At 70.1% G+C, this 19309-nt stretch carries 20 protein-coding genes; 6 read left to right on the forward strand and 14 right to left on the reverse strand.

All coding sequences use genetic code 11. The features are described from left to right. Positions 1–10 precede the first annotated feature (10 nt). Genes purE through STH_RS18785 form a run of 3 tightly spaced genes read left to right on the forward strand, consistent with a single transcriptional unit; the run spans position 11 to position 1787 of the window. The gene (gene purE, locus STH_RS09090) at positions 11–508 is read left to right on the forward strand and encodes a 5-(carboxyamino)imidazole ribonucleotide mutase (RefSeq protein WP_011195934.1); all 498 of its coding nucleotides are present in this window, start codon (positions 11–13) and stop codon (positions 506–508) included. After that, the gene (locus STH_RS09095) at positions 505–1647 is read left to right on the forward strand and encodes a 5-(carboxyamino)imidazole ribonucleotide synthase (protein WP_011195935.1); all 1143 of its coding nucleotides are present in this window, start codon (positions 505–507) and stop codon (positions 1645–1647) included. The genes purE and STH_RS09095 overlap by 4 nt, the downstream gene beginning before the upstream one ends. Before the next feature lie 2 nt (positions 1648–1649). Beyond that, entirely contained in the window at positions 1650–1787 is a 138-nt protein-coding gene (locus STH_RS18785) for a hypothetical protein (RefSeq protein ID WP_207635377.1), read from the forward strand. 82 nt (positions 1788–1869) lie between these two features. Here the strand turns inward: STH_RS18785 and STH_RS09100 are convergent, their stop codons facing one another. From STH_RS09100 to STH_RS09135, 9 genes are all read right to left on the reverse strand, one after another. Further along, positions 1870–3078, reverse strand: coding sequence for an ABC transporter permease (locus STH_RS09100; RefSeq protein ID WP_011195936.1), 1209 nt, complete (start codon positions 3076–3078; stop codon positions 1870–1872). Further along, a complete protein-coding gene (locus STH_RS09105; protein ID WP_043713848.1) occupies positions 3075–4775 on the reverse strand; it encodes an efflux RND transporter periplasmic adaptor subunit in 1701 nt (566 codons plus the stop codon). Before STH_RS09105 ends, STH_RS09100 begins: the two co-directional genes overlap by 4 nt. Positions 4776–4933: 158 nt before the next feature. Next, the gene (gene lysA, locus STH_RS09110) at positions 4934–6265 is read right to left on the reverse strand and encodes a diaminopimelate decarboxylase (protein WP_011195938.1); all 1332 of its coding nucleotides are present in this window, start codon (positions 6263–6265) and stop codon (positions 4934–4936) included. A gap of 175 nt (positions 6266–6440) precedes the next feature. Continuing rightward, positions 6441–6974, reverse strand: coding sequence for a stage V sporulation protein AE (locus tag STH_RS09115; protein WP_276324183.1), 534 nt, complete (start codon positions 6972–6974; stop codon positions 6441–6443). Positions 6975–7128: 154 nt separating this feature from the next. Beyond that, entirely contained in the window at positions 7129–7299 is a 171-nt protein-coding gene (locus tag STH_RS18790) for a hypothetical protein (protein WP_158506887.1), read from the reverse strand. A gap of 78 nt (positions 7300–7377) precedes the next feature. After that, positions 7378–8145 carry an RNA polymerase sporulation sigma factor SigF gene (gene sigF / locus STH_RS09120; RefSeq protein ID WP_011195940.1) on the reverse strand — a complete coding sequence of 256 codons (768 nt, stop codon included), beginning with the start codon at positions 8143–8145 and terminating at the stop codon, positions 7378–7380. A 7-nt stretch (positions 8146–8152) separates the two neighbouring features. After that, the gene (spoIIAB, locus tag STH_RS09125) at positions 8153–8602 is read right to left on the reverse strand and encodes an anti-sigma F factor (RefSeq protein ID WP_043715456.1); all 450 of its coding nucleotides are present in this window, start codon (positions 8600–8602) and stop codon (positions 8153–8155) included. After that, a complete protein-coding gene (spoIIAA, locus tag STH_RS09130) occupies positions 8602–8973 on the reverse strand; it encodes an anti-sigma F factor antagonist (RefSeq protein ID WP_011195942.1) in 372 nt (123 codons plus the stop codon). The genes spoIIAB and spoIIAA overlap by 1 nt, the downstream gene beginning before the upstream one ends. Before the next feature lie 181 nt (positions 8974–9154). Further along, positions 9155–10450: a D-alanyl-D-alanine carboxypeptidase family protein gene (locus tag STH_RS09135; protein ID WP_050742202.1), complete on the reverse strand. Its 1296-nt coding sequence runs from the start codon at positions 10448–10450 to the stop codon at positions 9155–9157. Between the two features lie 165 nt (positions 10451–10615). Here STH_RS09135 and STH_RS09140 point away from each other — a divergent pair, with 165 nt between their 5' ends. Then, complete coding sequence (locus tag STH_RS09140) at positions 10616–11395, forward strand: ABC transporter ATP-binding protein (RefSeq protein WP_050742203.1); 780 nt, start codon at positions 10616–10618, stop codon at positions 11393–11395. Then, entirely contained in the window at positions 11392–12951 is a 1560-nt protein-coding gene (locus tag STH_RS09145) for a hypothetical protein (protein WP_043713849.1), read from the forward strand. The genes STH_RS09140 and STH_RS09145 overlap by 4 nt, the downstream gene beginning before the upstream one ends. Here STH_RS09145 and STH_RS09150 read toward each other — a convergent pair. Continuing rightward, positions 12910–14361, reverse strand: coding sequence for a hypothetical protein (locus STH_RS09150; protein ID WP_043713850.1), 1452 nt, complete (start codon positions 14359–14361; stop codon positions 12910–12912). The genes STH_RS09145 and STH_RS09150 overlap by 42 nt on opposite strands. Positions 14362–14440: 79 nt before the next feature. On the opposite strand from STH_RS09150, the gene STH_RS09155 reads away from it, so the two are divergent. Then, the gene (locus STH_RS09155) at positions 14441–14701 is read left to right on the forward strand and encodes a hypothetical protein (protein WP_148205541.1); all 261 of its coding nucleotides are present in this window, start codon (positions 14441–14443) and stop codon (positions 14699–14701) included. A gap of 252 nt (positions 14702–14953) precedes the next feature. On the opposite strand, the gene STH_RS09160 is transcribed toward STH_RS09155, so the two are convergent. From STH_RS09160 to spoIIM, 4 genes are all read right to left on the reverse strand, one after another. After that, on the reverse strand, positions 14954–16135 hold the full coding sequence (locus STH_RS09160; RefSeq protein ID WP_011195948.1) for a phosphopentomutase: 1182 nt from the start codon (positions 16133–16135) through the stop codon (positions 14954–14956). Between the two features lie 107 nt (positions 16136–16242). Beyond that, positions 16243–17127: a site-specific tyrosine recombinase XerD gene (gene xerD, locus STH_RS09165; protein WP_011195949.1), complete on the reverse strand. Its 885-nt coding sequence runs from the start codon at positions 17125–17127 to the stop codon at positions 16243–16245. 267 nt (positions 17128–17394) lie between these two features. Beyond that, complete coding sequence (ald, locus tag STH_RS09170) at positions 17395–18513, reverse strand: alanine dehydrogenase (RefSeq protein WP_011195950.1); 1119 nt, start codon at positions 18511–18513, stop codon at positions 17395–17397. Between the two features lie 154 nt (positions 18514–18667). Continuing rightward, positions 18668–19309 (reverse strand): stage II sporulation protein M, encoded by a 642-nt coding sequence (spoIIM, locus tag STH_RS09175; protein WP_011195951.1) that lies wholly within the window; start codon positions 19307–19309, stop codon positions 18668–18670.

Genomic DNA, 19309 nt, shown 5'->3' on the forward strand with positions numbered 1-19309 from the left:
TCAGCACCCGATGGCGCAGACGGAGAGGACCGGACCGCTTGTGGGCATCATCATGGGCAGCCGCTCGGACCTGGAGACCATGCAGGAGGCCGCCGCCGTTCTGGACGAGCTCGGCATTCCCTACGAGATGAAGGTCGTCTCGGCCCACCGCACACCCGACGCGATGTTCGCCTACGCCGAGTCGGCCGCGGCGCGGGGACTGAAGGTGATCATCGCCGGCGCCGGCGGAGCCGCGCACCTGCCGGGCATGACCGCGTCCAAGACCCTCCTTCCGGTGATCGGCGTGCCGGTGAAGTCCTCGACCCTGAACGGGATCGACTCGCTGCTCTCCATCGTGCAGATGCCCGGGGGCGTGCCTGTGGCGACCATGGCCATCGGCAAGGCCGGCGCCCGCAATGCCGGGCTGCTGGCAGCCCAGATCCTCGCCCTGGAGGACCCGGGGCTGAGGGCCATCCTGGAGGAGTACCGGGCCTACATGCGGCAGCAGGTGGAGGAGAGCCAGCCATGATCCGGCCCGGCGAGGTGGTCGGCATTGTCGGCGGCGGGCAGCTGGCCCGCATGTCGGCACTGGCCGCCAGGGCGATGGGATACCGGGTCGCCGTCGCCGATCCGGACCCCGACTGCCCGGCTGCGCCGGTGGCCGATCGGGTGATCGTGGGCGCGCTGAACGACCCGGAGGCCCTGGCGCCCCTGGCCGACGTGGCCTCCGTGATCACGTACGAGTTTGAGAACATCGACGGTGCGGTGCTGGACCGGCTGGCCGCGCGCCGGCCCGTGCACCCCCGGGTGGAGATCCTGCGCACCTGCCAGAACCGGATCTCCGAGAAGCAGGCCCTGGAGCGGCTGGGCATCCCCGTCGCCCCCTGGCGTCCCGTGCGCTCGGCGGACGAGATCCCCGCCGCCCTCGAGGCCGTCGGGCTGCCGGCCGTGCTGAAGACCGCGACTATGGGCTACGACGGCAAGGGGCAGGCGGTGATCCGCACGACGGCGGAGGCGGAGCGGGCCCTCGAGGCGCTGGGCGGCGGTCCGCTGGTGCTGGAGCGGCTGGTGGACTTCGCCTGCGAGCTGTCCGTGGTGGTGGCCCGCAGCGCATCCGGCCATGTGGCCCCGTTCCCGGTCGCCGAGAACATCCATGCGCGGAACATCCTCGCGTACTCCATTGTGCCCGCCCGGGTCGACCCGGCGGTGCAGGCCGCCGCCCGGGACCTCGCGGTGCGCATCGCCGAGGGGCTCGGGCTGGTGGGGCTGTTAGGCGTGGAGATGTTCTGCCTGCCCGACGGCCGCCTGCTGGTCAACGAGCTGGCCCCGCGCCCGCACAACTCGGGCCACTACACCCAGGATGCCTGCGCGACGTCCCAGTTTGAGCAACACATCCGGGCCGTGTGCGACCTGCCGCTGGGCGCCGTGGACCTGCTCAGCCCGGTGTGCATGGTCAACGTGATGGGCGAGGACTTCCCGCTGGACGTGGGCGCGGCGCTCTCCGACCCGCACGTGAAGCTGCACCTTTACGGCAAGCGGGAGCCCCGCCCCCACCGGAAGATGGGCCACCTGAACGTGCTGGCCCCCACCGCCGACGAGGCCCTGGAGCGGGCCCGGGAGGCGAAGGCGGCGATCGCGGGGACCGCAGGGCAACCCAGGCAGGCGTGACGGTGGCGGGAGTTGCTCAGCGGCTGCTGCTGGCCGCCGCGCACCTGTGCGCGGCACACCGGCTGGGTTATGGCGACCAGAGGCTGGAGGGGGTCATGGCGAAGGCGCACTTCCTGGCAACCCGAACCCACAGAGCGTAAAGGAAGGGGGCGGTGCATCAGCTGCACCGCCCCCTTCGCGCCTGCGATCAGAAACCGCCCCCGACACCCGCCGGCCCGGCCGCTACTCGTACCGGAGCGCCTCGATGGGATCCATACGCGCGGCCTTCACCGCCGGGTAGACGCCGAAGATCAGCCCCACCGCGGCAGAAAAGCCCAGCGCCAGGGCGATGGCGTAGAGGTCGAGGCTGAGTGGCGTCTCCAGGTACCGGGCGGCGATGGTCACCGGGCCTGCGGCCAGCACGATGCCGATGCCGCCGCCGATCAGGCAGAGGGTGAGCGCCTCCACCAGGAACTGCATCAGGATGTCCCGGCGCCGGGCGCCGATGGCCTTGCGCAGACCGATCTCCCGGGTGCGCTCGGTCACCGAGACCATCATGATGTTCATGATGCCGACGCCGCCCACCACCAGCGAGATGCCGGCGATGGCCGCCATCACGCCGGTCACGATCGAGATCACCTGGTTGAACTCGCCCATGAAGTCGGTCCAGATGTAGGCCTCGTACCCCGTGCCGGGGTAGAGCCGCTCCATCACCCGCACAGCCAGGTCCTTGACCTCCACCGGGTCGTAGCCGTCCCGGACCCGCACCGTCAGGTGATCGTAGCTGTTCTGGCCGGTCACCCGGGTGATGTAGCTGCGCGGGACGTAGAAGTCGCCGCCCTGGCCGCCCAGCAGTTGCGACAGCATGCCGGTGTTGGGTGCGATCACGCCGATGATCTGGAAGGGGTAGCCATTGACCATCAGCTCGATCCCCAGGGGATTGACGCCCTCCCCCAGGATGTACTCCACACGGCTGGCCGAGAGCACCATCACCCGGTCGCCCCGGGCGATCTCCTCCTCGGTGAACCAGCGGCCGGCCGAGAGCTGGATGTTCATCAGGGCCGCGGTATCCGCGCCCGCGCCCCGGATCCAGTCCCACCACTCGACCTCCCGGCCGAAGGTGATCCGGCCGCTCATGCCCACCTGCGGGTCGATCAGGTCGATCTCCGGCAGGGCTTCCTTAAGGAGCGCAATGTCATCGTCGCGGAACATGCGCAGCCTCGCCGTGGGCTGGCCATCCTCCGACCACCCGGGGGTCGCCATGAGCTGGAAGACGCCGCCATTGAGCGCATCCAGCTCGGCGGCCACCGCCTTCTGGGTTCCCCTGCCGATGGCGATGATGGCAATCACCGAGCCGACCCCGATGATCAGCCCCAGCATGGTCAGCGCCGAGCGCAGCTTGTTGGCCCACAGGGCCGAAAGCGCGACGCTGAAGGTTTCCAGCAGGTTCATCGCGCTGCGCCCCCCGTCGCGAGCCCCAGCGGAACAGCCCGGACACCCCCGGGCACCGTCCGCATCCGCCCGCCGCCCGGGCCCGTGGGGCCGCCCATGAAGGGATCCATCCCGGGCATCGCCTCGATCTGCACCGGGTCACCGTCCTGCAGCGTCTCGATCAGGCCGAAGGGGCCGGTGACGATCATCTCCCCCTCCTCCAGCCCCGCGACGACCTCCACCTCGCGGTTGGTGACCAGGCCGGTCTGGATGGGCCGCACCTCCACGGTGTAGTCCTCGTGGACCACGAGCACGAAGGCCTGCCCGGCTTCCTCACGCACGGCGAGGAGCGGCACCACGATCACGTCCTCCAGCTGGGCGGTCTGGATGCGCATCTCCACCGACATGCCGCTCTTCAGCCGGCCGTCGGCGTTCATGACCTCGCCCCGCACCTCGAAGGTGACGGTGTCACCCATGTAGTAGATCGGGCCGCCGTAGAACCCGTCGTTGCTCTGCGCGGTCTGCTGGCTGATGCGGGTCACGGTGCCCTCGAAGCTGGCCAGCGGCAGCAACGACGAGGTGACCATGATCGGCTGGCCGGGCTCCAGGCTGTCCAGGTCCACGGCCTCCACCTGGCCGATCAGCTCCATCCGCTCCATGTCGCCGACCCGCAACAGGGAAGCGCCCTGCTGCACCGGGTCGCCGTCCTTCACGTGCACGCTCAGCACCGTCCCCGGTGCGGCGGCGACGATCCGGGTCGCCTCCAGATTGGCGCGCAGTTTGTCCAGGGTCGCCTGGGCGGCCTCGACCCGGGCCCGGGCCAGCTCCACCTGGCCCATGTCGGGGCCGCGGCGCACCGCCTCCTCGGCCTCCTTCACCGCCACCTCCGCCAGGCTCACCTGGATCTCCGCCAGCCGCACGTTCAACTCGCGGCTAGCCCCGTCCTGGCTGCCCTCCAGCAGCGCGGCCAGCTCCGCCTCGGCCTCCGCGAGCTTCTCCGCGGCCTCCTGCACCGTCGCCTGGCTCTTGCGCACCGCCTCGCGGTAGGCCTCCTCAGCCGCGCGATACGCCTGCGCGGCCTGGGAGTCGGAGGGGTTGGCGAGGTAGGCCGCCTCCGCGGCGGCCAGGTTCTCCCGGGCCTCCTCCACCGGCTGCTGTGCGGCGGCCACCTGGCTGCGGAGCTGGTCGATCTGCGCCCGCAGCCGCTCCACGTCGCTGCTCTCCCCGCCGCCTGCCTTCACCCGCGCCAGGTTGCTCTGGGCCTCGGCCAGCTGCTGGCGGGCCTCCTGCAGGTTCCGCTCCAGCTGCAGCGGCGCGCTCTCCATCTGGCGCAGCAGCTCCTCCAGCTCCCGCTGCGCCTGCAGGAGGTCGCGCTCCTTGGTCTTGACCTCCTCCTGCAGCTCGGTGGCGTCCAGCTCCACCAGCAACTGCCCCTCCTCCACCTGCTGACCGGCCTCCACGTAGACCGTGACGCGCGGGCTTGTCAGCGGGGCCTTGTACTCCTGCAGGTTCCCGGCCTGCACCGTGCCGGGGGAGTAGATCTCCTGGATCAGCATCCCCCGGCTGACCCGCTGCACCTGCACCACCGGGGCGCCCTCGGGCCCCATGGCCGTCACGGTGACGGCCGAACGCCCGCCGAAGAAGCGCTGGTAGCCGAACCAACCGCCGGCGCCCAGCACCGCAAGCACGAGAAGGATCACGATGACCTTACGCCTCAATCTGGTTCACCTCATTATGGGGACCTATCACCTCTTAGACAGACCCACCCGACCCATTGGTTCCACTTTCCTCCCCCAACGCCGCAGAAAAAACAGGCGCGAAACAGGGCCCGTCCCCCGATGCGGGCCGCACCGCCGGAGGAACGGGCCCCTGCGCACTACGCCTCCGCCCGGGGGCGAAACCGGGGAGGCAGGACGTCGCAGGCGGCCATGTCGGCAAAGGTCTCGCGCCGGACCACCAGGTCCGCCCGGCCGTCCCGCACGAACACCACGGCCGGCGTGGGGAAGCGGTTGTAGCGGGACGCCATGCTGTAGTTGTAAGCGCCGGTGGCGAAGACCGCCAGCAGGTCGCCCGGGGCGACATCCGCTGCCACGGCCGCGTCGGTCAGCAGCACGTCCCCCGATTCGCAATAGCGGCCGACGACGGTGACGATCCGGGTCCGTTCGCTGTCCAGCTTGTTGGCGACGGCGCACTCGTACCGGGCGTGGTAGAGCGCCGGGCGGATGTTGTCGCCCATGCCGCCGTCCACGGAGAGGTACGTGCGCACGCCGGGGATCTCCTTGATCGTGCCCACCGTGTACAGCGTGGTGCCCGCCTCGGCCACGATGGACCGGCCGGGCTCGACGATCAGCTTCGGCAGGGGCAGGGCGCGCTCGGCCGCCCCGCTGCGCACGGCCTCGGCAAGGCAGGCCACCAGATCGGCCGGCGGCAAGGGACGGTCGCCCTCCACGTAGCGCACGCCCAGCCCGCCGCCCAGGCTCAGCTCCGACGGCGTGAACCCGGTCTCCTCCCGGACCGCCGCGGCGAAGGCCAGCATCCTGTCGGCAGCCACCCGGTAGCCGGTCAGGTCGAAGATCTGCGACCCGATGTGGCAGTGGAAGCCCAACAGCTCCACGTGGTCCGCCTGCAGGGCGGCCCGCGCGGCGTCGAGGGCCTGGCCGCCCTCGATGGGGATCCCGAACTTGGAATCCAGCTGTCCGGTACTGATGTACTCGTGCGTGTGCGCCTCCACGCCCGGCGTCACCCGCAGCAGGGCGCGCGCCGTCGTGCCCCGCTCCCCGGCGAGCCGGTTCAGGAGCTCCAGCTCGTGGAGGGAGTCCACCACGAAGCGGCCGACCCCGGCCTCCAGGGCGAGCCGGATCTCCTCGGCCGTCTTGTTGTTGCCGTGGAAGTAGGTGCGGTCCATCGGGAACCCCGCCTGCAGGGCCGTGGCGATCTCGCCGCCGGAGACGACGTCCAGCGACAGCCCCTCCTGGGCGACGAGGGCGGCCATGGCCGTGCACAGGAACGCCTTCGAGGCGTATGCCACATCGAAATCCGGATAATGGTCCCGGAACGCCGCGACGTAGGCGCGGCAGTTCTGCCGGATGAGCTCCTCATCCATGACGTACAGCGGCGTGCCGAACTCCCTCGCCAGGTCCACCACGTCGACGCCGCCGATGGTCAGGTGCCCCTGCCCGTTGCGGGATGCGGTGCCGTAGAAGTGCATCGTCCACAACTCCTTCCGCGGGCCGTAGCCGGTCCACATGACCGTCCCCGAAATTGTCCCCACAATAGCATCCCGCGCGGTCGACTGTCAACGGCACAGGGGCGCCGCTGCGGCTCCCGGGCAGCGCTCCTGGACGCGGAAGAATCAAGCCCGGGCGCGAAGCACGCACCCGGGCTCAGGAGCGCTCCAGGATCTGCCGGATCGCCCTGGCGGTGATCTCGCATCCCGCCTCCAGGTCGATCTCTCCTCCCGTCTTGCCGGGGTCGCCCACTCCCACGATAATCGGCACGGACAGCCGGTTGAGCACGTCCACCGTATCGCCTTTGAGGCGCCCCCGCCTGCGAGGCTGGCCGTCTTTGTCCACCGGGCCGTCGCGGACCCGCCCCTCCCGGTCGATGGACACGTCCACCTCGACGCCCCGCGCCCGTGTGTTGGAGGCCACCGCCACGGCCCCCAGCACCCGGATGTCCGGGTGCCGGCAGATGTACGCGAGGGCCTCCTCGCCGGGCCCCGTGCCGGGGTCCCCCTTGTCGTCGACCATGACCAGCACGGGGTCGTGGACGGCCTGCTTGATCAACGCCACCAACTCCGGGCCGCTGAGCGGCGTGGGGTTTCCTGCGGACGCCGAGATGCAGCGGAGCCCCAGCCGCTGCGCCACGTTCTCGGCCACGCGCCGAGCGGCGGAATCGCCGTCGGTCAGGAGGATCACACGAACGGGCGGCTTCAGACCAATCCCCCCTGGCGCCGGGTCCGAGACGTGCACCGGGGGCCCCGCAGGCGGCGGGTCCGCCAGCCGAGCCGTGGGCGAAGCCGCTGCCTTGGACGGCCCCCGGACCCCTAGCATCCCACGGTGCCCGGCCCCGCTATGCGGCTCCGCCGGCCCCCGGCCGGTCGCCCACAAGCGTGGCCCCCGCCGGCGGCGGCTTGGGATGGGTGGCGTACCAGTACCAGGTACCGACGGCACCCGCCGCCAGGAGCAGAAGCACCGTCGCCCATCCCCACCACAGCCTGCTCCACGGGTTGACCGCGCGCATCTTCCTGCCACCCCTGCTCCTACCATTGCCCCGCAACCCGGCTCCTTACACGGGCCGTCTGCGCGCTGCCCGCGCTGTTCACGGGGCCGCGTTCACGTAGTTCCGGATCCGCTCCAGCGCCCTGCGCTCCAGGCGGGAGACCTGAACCTGGCTGCAGCCCAGGATCGACGCGACCTCCGTCTGGGTCTTGTCGCGGAAGAACCGCAGCAGGATGACGGTGCGCTCCCGCTCATCCAGCTGGTTCAGCCCTTCCCGCAGGGCGACGCGGTCGAGCCAGACGCCCTCCCGCTGTCCGTCGTCCGCCGCCAGCTGGTCCAGCAGGTAGATCGGGTCGCCGTCGCCCTCGTGCACGGTCTGGTGGATCGAGGTCGGCGGACGCACGCCGTCCAGCGCCGCGACCACCTCCTCGGGCGAGACGCCCAGCTCCGCCGCCACCTCGGCGACCGTGGGGTCCCGCTCCATCTGCGCGGCCAGCCGCTCCCGCACCCGCCGGGCCTGCTGCGCCAGCTGCTTCAGGCTGCGGCTCACCCGCATCGGGCCGTCGTCCCGCAGGTGGCGCCGGATCTCGCCCATGATCAGCGGCACGGCGTAGGTGCTGAACCGCACGTCGTAGTTCAGGTCAAACCGGTCAATGGCCTTCAGAAGGCCGATGCAGCCGATCTGAAACAGGTCCTCGGGGTCGGCCCCGGAGGCGCTGAAGCGGGAGACCAGCGATCGCACCAGCCGGAGGTTCCCCTCCACCAGCCGGTCCCGGGCCTCCTTGTCCCCCGCCCTGGCCAGGGCCACCAGCCGCCGGACCTCCTCATCGGGCCAGCCCCGCTCCTCCAGGGTGTTCTCCTCAGCCATCGCCCGATCAGCTGCCCTTCAGCGAGGCGACGTCCCTGGCCGCGGGCCGCTTCCGCATGACCACCCGGGTGCCCTGTCCGACCTGCGACGTCACCTCCACGTGGTCCATGTGGGCCTCCATGAACGAGAAGCCCAGCCCCATCCGTTCGGGATCCGTGGTGACCGCCGGCTGCATGGCCATGGCGACGTCCTCGATGCCCCTGCCGTGGTCGATGACGACGATCACGAGCTCGCCGTCCTCCAAAGCCGCCTCCATCCGCACCATCCGGCTGCCGTCGCACCGGTAGCCGTGCACGATGGCGTTGGTCACCGCCTCGGAGACCGCCAGCTTCACCTCGTCGACCTCGGCCACGGTGAACTCCCCCTGGGCCGCGACCACCGCGGCCATGAGCCGGGCGACGCCGACGTTCTCCGGGATGGCAGCCAGTTCCAGGATCACCCGGTTGTGCGTGACCATCACACTGCCCCCTCTCCTGCGCCGCTCCCCGCCCGGTCCGCGGAGAGCGCCTCCTGCTCCGAACGGAACTCCTCCATGGTGCGGAAGACGCCAGAGAACTCCAGCGCCGAGCGCACCTGCGGCGGCACGCCGATCACGCCCACCCGTCCGCCCTCCCGGGTGATCCGCCGGTACCGCCCGAACAGCGCGCCGAGAAAGGCGCTGTCCACGAAGGTGACGCGCGCCAGGTTGACGTACAGGTGGCGGACCGGGCGCCGGTCCATGATATCCTCCACCGTTTCCTTGAACCGGGCGGCCGCCACCAGGTCCAGCTCGCCGGAGAGCCGCACGATCAGGCTCTGCCCCACCAGCTCGTACTCCATCGATGACATGGCCGGCCACGCTCCTTCCTGCTCTGCACGGCCCGCCGCGGCCGCGCGTGGTTCAGGCAACTTCTTCCTGTTACCAGCCATTTCCTGCCTTCTTCCCCATCTTTCGGTCGACATTGTTCGACCAAATACGCGCGAACAGGCCCGCCGGCACCTGACGGCCGGCGGGCCCGAGACCATTCGCTCAATCAAAGCTGAAGATGTTCCGTACCGTGTGCACCACGGACTGCCACAGGTTGGCCTTTCCGACCGCCTCGGGGGCGACCAGCTCCATGCGGCCGACCTCCTGCCCGTCCAGCGTGGCGACGATCTCCCCCACCGCCTGGCCCTTCTCCAGGGGCGCCGCGACCTGTTTCGGCAGCCGCACCTCCCACTTCACCTTGTCCTGGGAGCCCTTGGGCACGCTGACCCCGAACGCCGCCCGCGGCACCGGTTCGATGGCAGCCACCGCCCCGCGGGCCACCCGCACGGGGCCGAACTTCTTGTCCGCAGGGGCGATCTCCACGGCCGTATAGTTGGCGAAGCCGTAGTCCAGCAGCCGGGCGACCTCGATGTTCCGCTGTTTCGCGCTCTCCGCGCCCATGACGACGGCGATCATGCGGGTGTTGTTCTGCACCGCCGTCGCCGCGAGGCAGTATCCGGCCGCCTGGGTCCAGCCCGTCTTCAGGCCGTCCGCCCCCGGGTACCACGTGAGCAGCTTGTTGTTGTTCCACAGCTGGAACTTCGGCCCGTTCTTGCGCCACGGCACGTTGAGCTCCGCGCCGTAGATCGCGGTCAGCTTCACCAGCTCGGGGTAGTGCAGCACGGCGTGGCGGCTCATGAGGGCGATGTCATAGGCCGTGCTGTAATGCCCCTCGGCCGAGAGCCCCGTGGGGTTCATGAACTGGGTGTCGTTCATCCCCAGCTCCTTCGCCTTCTTGTTCATGAGGGCCACGAACGCGTCCACAGACCCGGCCACGTGCTCTGCCACCGCCACCGCGGCGTCGTTGGCCGACCCCACCGCCACCGAGAGCAGCAACTCCTCCAGCGAGAAGGTCTCGCCCACGTCGGCGAAGATGGTGGTTCCCGGCTGCCGCTTGGCCTCCTCCGAGATGGTGACCGGGTCCTTCAGGCTCACCTTGCCATCCCGGATGGCGTCGAAGGCGACGATCAGGGTCATGATCTTGGTGACGCTGGCCGGGTTGCGCCGCTCGTGGGCGTTCTTCTGGTAGATGACCCGTCCGCTCAGGGGTTCCATCAGGATCGCGGACGGCGACTCGATCTTCACCGGTTCGCCGCTGCCGGCCTCTTCCGCCGCGGCAGCCGCCTCGACCGGCTCGTCCAGGCCGTAGGCCCCGCCGCCTTGCAGCAGCCGGTCGCCGTCCTCGACGTCAGGCGCCGGCGGCCAGCGCTCCATTCCCCGGGCGGCCGGCGAAAGCGCCGCCACCCAGAGGACGGCGCACAGCAGCGCCGCCCAGCAGCGCGTGCGCGTTCTCCACATGGGTCATGCCTCCTCGCACAGACTCTACCGCTAGTCTGCCCGCGGGACATGCACACTTGCGCGCGCCGGCCCCTGAAACCGGCAGGTCCGGGGCCGAATCCTGCCTGCGGCGGCTGACGTCCGAAACGGTAGCAACAATCCTCTGAAATCGGAGTGAGGACGACCGTGGCCACCGAGCCCGCGATCCTGCTGGAAAACCTCACCAAGTCCTACAACGGTCACCCGGCGGTGCAGGGGCTGAACCTCGCCGTCCGGCCGGGCGAGATCTTCGGCTTCCTCGGACCCAACGGCGCCGGCAAGACGACGACCATGAAGATGATGGTGGGCCTGCTGCCGCCCACGTCCGGGCGCGTGGTGATCCTCGGGCACGACGTGTGGCGGAACCCGGGCCCGGCCAAGCGGGCCATCGGCTACGTGCCCGACACGCCGATCCTGCATGAGCTCCTCACCGCGCGGGAGTTCCTCTGGTTCATGGCCGACCTCTACGGGATGAGCCGCGCCGAAGGAAAGGCCCGGGCGGAGGAGCTGCTGCAGATGATGGGACTCACGCCCCAGGCGGACCGACTGATCCGCGACTTCTCGCTGGGGATGAAGCGGAAGATGGCCATTGCCACCGCGCTGCTGCACCGCCCCCGGGTGCTGCTGCTGGATGAGGTGACCAACGGCCTCGACGCCCGGGCGGCCCGCGAGGTCAAGGACCTCATCCGCGCGTGGGCGCGCGCGGGCGTGGCCGTGGTTCTGACGACCCACGTCCTCTCGGTCGCCGAGGAGCTGTCGGACCGCATCGGCCTCATCCACCGGGGGCGGCTCATCGCCGAGGGCACCGCGGCCGACCTGGCCCGGCAGGCGGGCATCCCCGGCGCTAACCTGGAGGAGACCTTCCTGGCGCTCACCGGCGACGAGCTGCCTGCGGAGGACAGGGACACGGAGGGGGAGGCGCGGTGAACGGGATCCTTTCGCTGTCGCTGGCGGTGGCCCGCTCCGGATGGCTTGCGGGCTGGAACCAGCTGTTCCGCTTCTCCCGGATGAAGGCGGGGCTCCTCCTGGTCGCACTGCAGGGCTTCCTGGTCTTCGTCGTCGCGCGGCGGGCGCCCGCGCTGGCCGCCGACTCGGCGGAAGCCGGCCTTGCGGGCGCCCTGACGCTGATGGGAGCGCAGATGGCCTGGTTCGGCCTGATGTACGGCTTCTCCCGGGGCCAGATGCAGCTCTACCAGGGGCTTCTGGTCCCGCTGTTTCAGATCACCCCGGCGCGCCCCCTGGCCTTCCTGCTGGGACGGGTCATCGAGGCGGTGCCCACCCGGGCCTGGACGACGCTGCTCTGGGCCTGGGCGTACTCCGCCATGGTCCCGGGTCCCGGCCGGTGGCCGGCGATGGCGCTGCTCTGGACCGCGGGCCTCGCAACGGGGATGCTGGCCCACCTGGCCGGGCTCCTGCTCCTCACCTTCTGGAGTCGCTATCACCCGCGATCCATGCGGCACGGCAACACCGCCTTCGGCGTGCTCACCATCGCCATGATGACCGCTGCGGTGGTCTACCTCATGGAGGGAGGCACAGCGACGGAGCTGGCGCTGGCCCTGCGCGCGGCCCGCCGGTCGGTGCTGACGGTCCTGACCGCGGCCGCCGGGCTGCCCGGGCTCATGCTGGCGCTGGCGCTGCTCATCCGCCCCCAGTGGGTGGAGAGCCACTACAGGGAGGGCCTGTACCGGGTGCTGGAGCTGGGCGAGCAGGACACCGTCCGCTCCGGCCGGTCCTGGTGGCTTCCGCTCCGGGGGGACGGCGTCCTGCGGGCGGTCCTCTCCCGGGAGTGGCTGCAGTGGGTCCGCTACCGGATGGCCCGCACGCAGCTGCTGATCTTCGCCGCCGGGGTCGTCTGCGTCTGGTTCGCCGGCCGGTCCGCGGCCGGCCGTGCGATGCCCCTGGCCGGCCTGGTCGGCTCGGTGGGCGGCCTCTCCCTGCTGGCGTGGTACAACGCCTTCGGCCACTGGGTCGCGAAGGTGTTCCAGCAGGAGCGGATCACCATCGCCCTCTACCGGCTCGCGGCGGTGCCCACCGTCCGGCTGGTGATCGCCAAGCTGGTCTCGGTCCTGGTGCCCTCGGTCCTGTTGGTGGCGGTCGCGGCGGCGGTGGGCAGCGCGGCTGCGCGGCTGCCCCTGTCCACGGCCGGCTCCCTGCTGCTGTGGACCGAGCTGGGACTGGTCTTCGGGGTGCTCGGCGGCTTCGGCGCGGCGGCCGCCACGGCGAACCAGGAGCCGGAGGAGCCCGAGGCCCCCGGAGCGCCCCGGATGGAACAGGGCGGCTCCGCGATGGTGCAGTCCAGCGCCTGGTCTTCCCTGGCGCGCACCTTCGGCCTTACCGTCTCCACCGCTCTGCCCCTCTGGGCCGCGGCCGGCCGCCCGTGGCTGGATCTGCCGCCGGCGTCTGCCTGGACCATCGCCCTGGGGGTTCCGCTGGCGCTCTTCCTAGGCGGCGTCGGCTGGATGCTCCGCACGTGGCGCCTCTGACAGGGACGCCGCCTCCGAGAACGGAACGACGATGATCCGGTCCTCCAGCACGATGTAGAGCCGGAACCCGCCGAGACGGATCGCCTTCACCTCCCCCTCCACCTGCCAGGCGTGCTCAGTGCCTGTCAGGTGGTTTTTCGCGCGCACCGTGGCGCCGGTCACAGTAAACACCGTGACGCCGTCATCCCAGACGGCGATATGCGCGTTTTCCAGCGGGACGGCGTACTGCCTGCCCGTGTAGTCGTGCGACCCGCGCAACACCTGGGCGATGAGCTGCCCGTCCCGGCGCTCCACCAGAGCGAAGAACCGCGCGTTCGGGCTCCACGTCAAGGTGACCGGTTCGACGCCGTCCGGCACCTGGTAGAAGGTGTAGGGTGAGCCGCCGGGGTTGGGATACGCCAGCCAGCCCCCGTCGGGCACCAGGTGGAGGTACTCCCCGAACAGGGTGCTCCAGGGCTGCGTCAGCCAGGACGGGAACCGGACAGCCCTGGCTACCGGATCGAAGATGCGCTTGGCCGGGAAGCGTCCCCACCGTCCGGTGTCGGGGCGGAGCGCCAGCCCCTCCGGTTCGCCTTCGGGGTCGGCCAGCACCAGCAAGGTGCCGGGGGGATAACTCTCGTTGTAGCCGGCGTACCACGTCTCGAGGGCCCAGTACGGGAAACGGACCGGGGCCTCCGCAGGCGCCTCGTAGACCTGATGAACGGCCGGCCCGGCCGGGCGCACCAGGTGCAGCCGGCGGCCGTCGCTGATGAACGCCAGCTGGTCCTCCTCCGGGTGCCAGACCAGGTCGTACCCGTCCACGTCGTACCGCTCCTGGGCCCTGCCGTCCGCGGCCCACCAGCCCACCCCGCCGTCCGCCAGGCGCGCCGCCAGGTAGCGGCCGCTGGGCGAGGGCAGGGCGTCCTGCAGGGTCCACCCCTCGGGGACCGGCAGGGTCTGGGGTTCGGCGAAGTGCAGCTCGGTGGTGCGGACAAAGGCCCGGTAACCCGGCAGCGAGGCGTCGATGTGGTCCACCCCGGAGACCAGGACCTCGTGCGCCACCCACGCCCGGTAGTTGCGGTCGAACCGGGCCGTGCGGGCGACGCATTGCCACATGCCATCGTCCGGCAGCCCGCGGATGAGCTCATCGACGCCCGGAGCGAGTTCGGAAAGGCCGAACCGCCTCAGGCAGTCCAGCATGGTTACCTCCTCGGCCGCCGGCTCGTCGTCCGGCGGGCGTTCGTCTCCCGCCGGACCTTCTCCGTCCCCGGAACCCGGCGTCGGCTGCTCTGACGGCTCCGTCGGATCCGACGGCTCCTGCACCGGCGCCACAGGCTCTTCCGACGGAGCTTTGGACAGGAAGCTGCAGCCGGTCAGCGCCACGGCCAGCAGGCCGATCGCGATCCACCTCTGCGTCGGTGTAGAGATCATCACGGCACCTCCGCCCTGAGTGACGACAGAATCGTCTGGATGGTTTCTGCCCTGACCGCCCGAGGGACAGTATAGCCGCTTGCCGGCCCGAAGGCCACCCCGCCCGGGCGTCGGCGTGCGCGAGCCGGTGACGCTCAGCCGGGAGGAAGCCGTCGCCGCTACGTTGGATCAACTGGGCAATCGGAATCTGCAGATGGTGGACGCGACCTACACGGGGGAGTACGAGTGGCGGGGTAACCGCTGCCGCGCCTGGGCGCTTCGCCTCTCCACCGACATCGGGGAGGAGGTCACCGTCACCGTCGCCGTCCACGCCTGCACGGGCGACCTGCTCAGCCCGTGAGGGCGGCGCCGCGCGTCTGGCGGGGCGGTCCCGCCGCCGTGCAAGGCCGCCTTCTACGCCCTGGGTCTCAGCACCATCGCAGGCGGCGCGCCCGTCCCGCTCATGAAGAAGTAGGTGCAGCCGTGACGTCCGGAAACGCGAACGAGCGCCCCCGATTTCTCCCGTTTCATTCCCCCTTCCCGTTCAGGCCGGCGCGAGGACAGCGCTCCCAGGCGCGAGGAAGCGCCCCGCTCGGGGGCGCTTCCCAGGGCCCTACTTTCTGATCTGGTCCGCAAAACTCTCGCCGAAGCCGGTCTGCGGGACCCCCAGCAGATCCGCAACCGTGGCGCCCAGGTCCGCGAGCGACGCCCGGGTGCCCACATCGACGCCGGGCTTGATGGGCTCCCCGTAAAGCAGCACCGGCACGTACTCCCGGGTGTGGTCGGTGCCGATGTAGGTCGGGTCGTTGCCGTGGTCGGCGGTGACCACCAGCACGTCCTCCGGTCCCAGCTTGGCCATGATGGCCGGCAGCGCCGCGTCGAACTCGAGCATGGCCCGTGCGTACCCCTCCACGTCCCGCCGGTGCCCGTAGAGCATGTCGAAGTCGACCAGATTGGCGAAGATGAGCCCGGGCTCCTGCCGGTCCAGGCATTCGTGGATCTTCTCGATGCCGTCGGCGTTGGACTTGGTGTGCACGCTGTAGGTGATGCCGTGGCCCGAGAAGATGTCGCTGATCTTGCCCACCGCCAGCACCGAAAGGCCCGCGTCCTTCACCTCGTCCAGGAGCATCCGCGGCGGCTCCAGCGCGTAGTCGTGCCGGTTGGCCGTGCGGGTGAAGTTGGTCCGGTCGGTGCCCACAAAGGGCCGGGCGATGACCCGGCCGACCCGGTGCGGCGGCCGCAGCAGGTCCCGGGCGATCCGGCAGACCTCATAGAGCCGCTCCAGGCCGAACCGCTCCTCGTGCGCCGCGACCTGGAAGACCGAGTCGGCGCTGGTGTAGACGATGGGCCAGCCGGTGCGCAGGTGCTCCTCGCCCAGCTCCTTGATGATCTCCGTGCCCGAGGCCACCTTGTTGCCCAGCACGCCCTCCAGCCCGGCGCGGCGGCAGAACTCGGCGATCAGGTCCTCGGGGAAACCGTCGGGATACGTCCGGAACGGGGCCTCCGGCCGGATGCCCACCATCTCCCAGTGACCGGTCATGGTGTCCTTGCCGTGGGAGAAGATCGCCATGCGCCCGTAAGCGCCGGCCGGCGCGTCCACCGGCGGCGTGCCCTCGATCGCGCACAGGTTGCCCAGACCCAGCCGCCCCAGGTTGGGCAGGGGCAGGCCGCCCCGCTGGCGGGCCATGTTGCCCAGGGTGTTCGCCCCGGCGTCGCCCCAGTCGGCGGCGTCCGGCATGGCGCCGATTCCCACGCTGTCGATGACGATCAAGACGACTCGTCGGACTGCTGCCATGTCTCTTACTCCTTTGTCTGGACTTCGTCTCTCACTATAGCACTGGAACAGGGCAGGGAAAAGCGGGCCTGCGCTCGGCAGGCCCGCGGACGTGTGCGCGTCGCCGCCTATGCCCGGGGATGGGTCCGCGCGTAGACCTCTTTCAGCCGGCCCTTGGTGACGTGTGTATAGATCTGCGTCGTCGAGATGTCGGCGTGGCCCAGCATCTCCTGAACCGACCGCAGGTCGGCGCCGTTCTCGAGCAGGTGGGTGGCGAAGGAGTGGCGCAGGGTATGCGGGGTGATCTCCTTGTCGATGCGGGCGTCCTCGGCGTACTTCTTGACGATCTTCCAGAAGCCCTGGCGGGTCAGCCGGTGCCCGTGGTGGTTGACGAAGAGAGCGGCCTCTTCCCGGTCCTTCACCAGCTTCGGCCGGCCCTGCTGCAGGTACTCCTTCACCCACTTGATCGCCAGGCTGCCCAGCGGCACGATCCGCTCCTTCGACCCCTTGCCGGTGCAGCGTATGTAGCCCGTCTCCAAGTTGACGTCCTCTATGTTCAGCGAGACCAGCTCCGACACCCGGATGCCGGTGGCGTACAGCAGCTCCAGCATCGCCCGGTCCCGGAGGCCTGCGGGCAGCGACGGGTCCGGCTGGGCGAGCAGCCGCTCCACCTCACTGACGGTGAGCACCCGCGGCAGCCGTTTCTCCAGCTTCGGCGACTCCAGGTTGGCGGTGGGGTCGGTCTTGATGCGTTTCTCCCTGACAAGGAACTGGTAGAAGGCCTTCAGCGCCGCCAGCCGCCGGGCGATGGTCGCGGTCGCCTTCCCCTGCTTCTGCAGGTACATCAGGTAATTAATGATGGTCGAGCGAGAGACGGCGTCGAGGTCGACTTGATCCTCCCCGAGATACTGGTAGTACTGGCGCAGGTCGCGGCCGTACGACTCCAGGGTGTTGGTCGCCAGGCCCCTTTCCACGCTCAGGTAGTTGATGAACTCATGGATCAAGTTGTTCATGTTGCATCCCCTTCGCGCCATTAGTGGTAATCATTCTCTCGCATATCGGGGCGGATTATGCGTCAGACCTGACCGATTTTGTCAATTCCACGGAATTCAGCCCATCCCCTCCTGCAAGCCCTGTGCCAGCCCCTTTCCGACGCGACTCCCGCACCGACACTTTATGACGACCGGCGCCGGGTTATGCCCCCCTCCCCGCCCTGCTTTCAACCAATAGCAAGGGCCCCGCATCAGTCCGATGCGGGGCCGTCCTCCGCCTCCTGCGGCCTACCTGAGCACGTTGTCCAGCTCCACGTACTCCAGCCCGTGGGCCTCGGCGACCGCCGGGTAGGTGACGTGGCCGCTGACCACGTTGGCGCCCTTCGCCAGCGCCGGATCCTGACGCAGCGCCTCCTTCCAGCCCAGGTTGGCCAGCTTCAGGGCATAAGGCAGCGTCACGTTGGTCAGAGCCCAGGTGGAGGTCCGGGGCACCGCGCCAGGGATGTTGGCGACGGCGTAGTGAACGACGCCGAACCGCTCGTAGACGGGATCCTGGTGGGTCGTCACCCGGTCGATGGTCTCCACCGACCCGCCCTGGTCGATGGCCACATCCACGATGACGGAACCCGGGGCCATCCGCTTGACCATCTCCGCCGTTACCAGCTTCGGCGCCTTGGCGCCGGGGATCAGCACCGCCCCGATGACCAGGTCGGCCTGCGCCACGGCATTGGCAATTTCGAACTCGTTGGAGATCCGCGTCTCCACCCGGGAGCCGAAGATGTCGTCCAGGTAGCGCAGCCGATCGGCGTTGATGTCCAGGATGGTGACGTGCGCGCCCATCCCCAGGGCGATCTTCGCCGCATTGGTGCCGACGGTGCCGCCACCGATGATCGCCACCCGGCCGGGGGCGACGCCGGGCACGCCGCCCAGCAGCACACCCCGCCCGCCGTGGGCCTTCTCCAGGTAGTGGGCGCCGATCTGGACGGCCATGCGGCCGGCCACCTCGGACATGGGCGTCAAGAGCGGCAGGGACCGGTCGGCCGGTTGCACCGTCTCGTAGGCGATGGCGATGCTCTTCCGCTCGATCAGCTTCCGGGTCAGCTCCGGTTCGGCGGCCAGGTGCAGGTAGGTGAAGATGATCTGGCCCTCACGCATGAGATCGTACTCGGGCGGCAGCGGCTCTTTCACCTTGACGATCATGTCGGCGGTGGCCCAGACGTCCTCATTGCTGGGCAGGATCCTGGCGCCCGCGGCGACGTACTCCGAGTCGTCGAACCCGGAGCCCCTGCCGGCATCGTGCTCCACGTACACCTCATGGCCGGCCCTGACCATCGCCATGACGCCCGCGGGGGTCATGGCCACCCGGTTCTCGTAGGCCTTCAGCTCGCGCACTACGCCAACCCTCACTGCTCTCGCTCCTTCCGCGTTCGGCGCGCCGCGCCAGTAGTGAGATGGTGGTTTCACCGGTGAAACCATGCAAGCCCGACTCTCTTACGAATTATCCCATGTGTGCGCCACCGGGACAAGACCGACGCGACCCTCAATTGGGAAGAGTGCCACATCAGGGCGCTTCCAGAACCAGCCGCACCAGGTGCGGCGTCACGTACCCCTCCACCAGCGCCGCGGCCGCCAGCAGGACCGCCGCGCACAGCAACGTGTTGGAGTAGCGGGCCAGGGCGTCGTAGTACCCCGACAGTCGCCGCCGCACCCGCCAGGACGTAAGTACCTCCACCGCAAAGCCCACCGACGCCGAGGCGGCGAGGATCACCCCGGGAACCTCCAGCACCGTCTGGGGCAGGTGGCCGGCCGCCGCCAGCAGGACGCCCCGGGCGCCCAACTCGGCGGTCAGGTAGGCCACCGCGAAGCCGGAGGTGAAACCCCGCACCAGGGGCAGGGCCATCACCGCGACGCTGCCCACAAGGGAAACCCCCAGCACCCACATCAGCGCCACCGTGCGGGCTTGCCGGAAGAGCGCCTCCCGCAGCAGGGGCCCGGGCGCGGGCGGCTCCCCTTCCCGCAGCGCCTGCAACGCGCCCGAGATCTGCCGGGCCAGCTCCAGTTGGGTCTCCACCTCCAGGCTGCGCAGGGCCAGCGCCCCGAACAGCAACCCGACCACGAACAGGGCCGTGTGCCAGAGCACCAGGCCCCCCCGTTCCAGCAGAAGCTCCTCCAGGTTCTCCCGCCACGCCGCATAGAGCTGCAT

Origin of the sequence: Symbiobacterium thermophilum IAM 14863 (assembly GCF_000009905.1) — a bacterium.
Classification (GTDB): Bacteria; Bacillota; Sulfobacillia; order Symbiobacteriales; family Symbiobacteriaceae; genus Symbiobacterium; species Symbiobacterium thermophilum.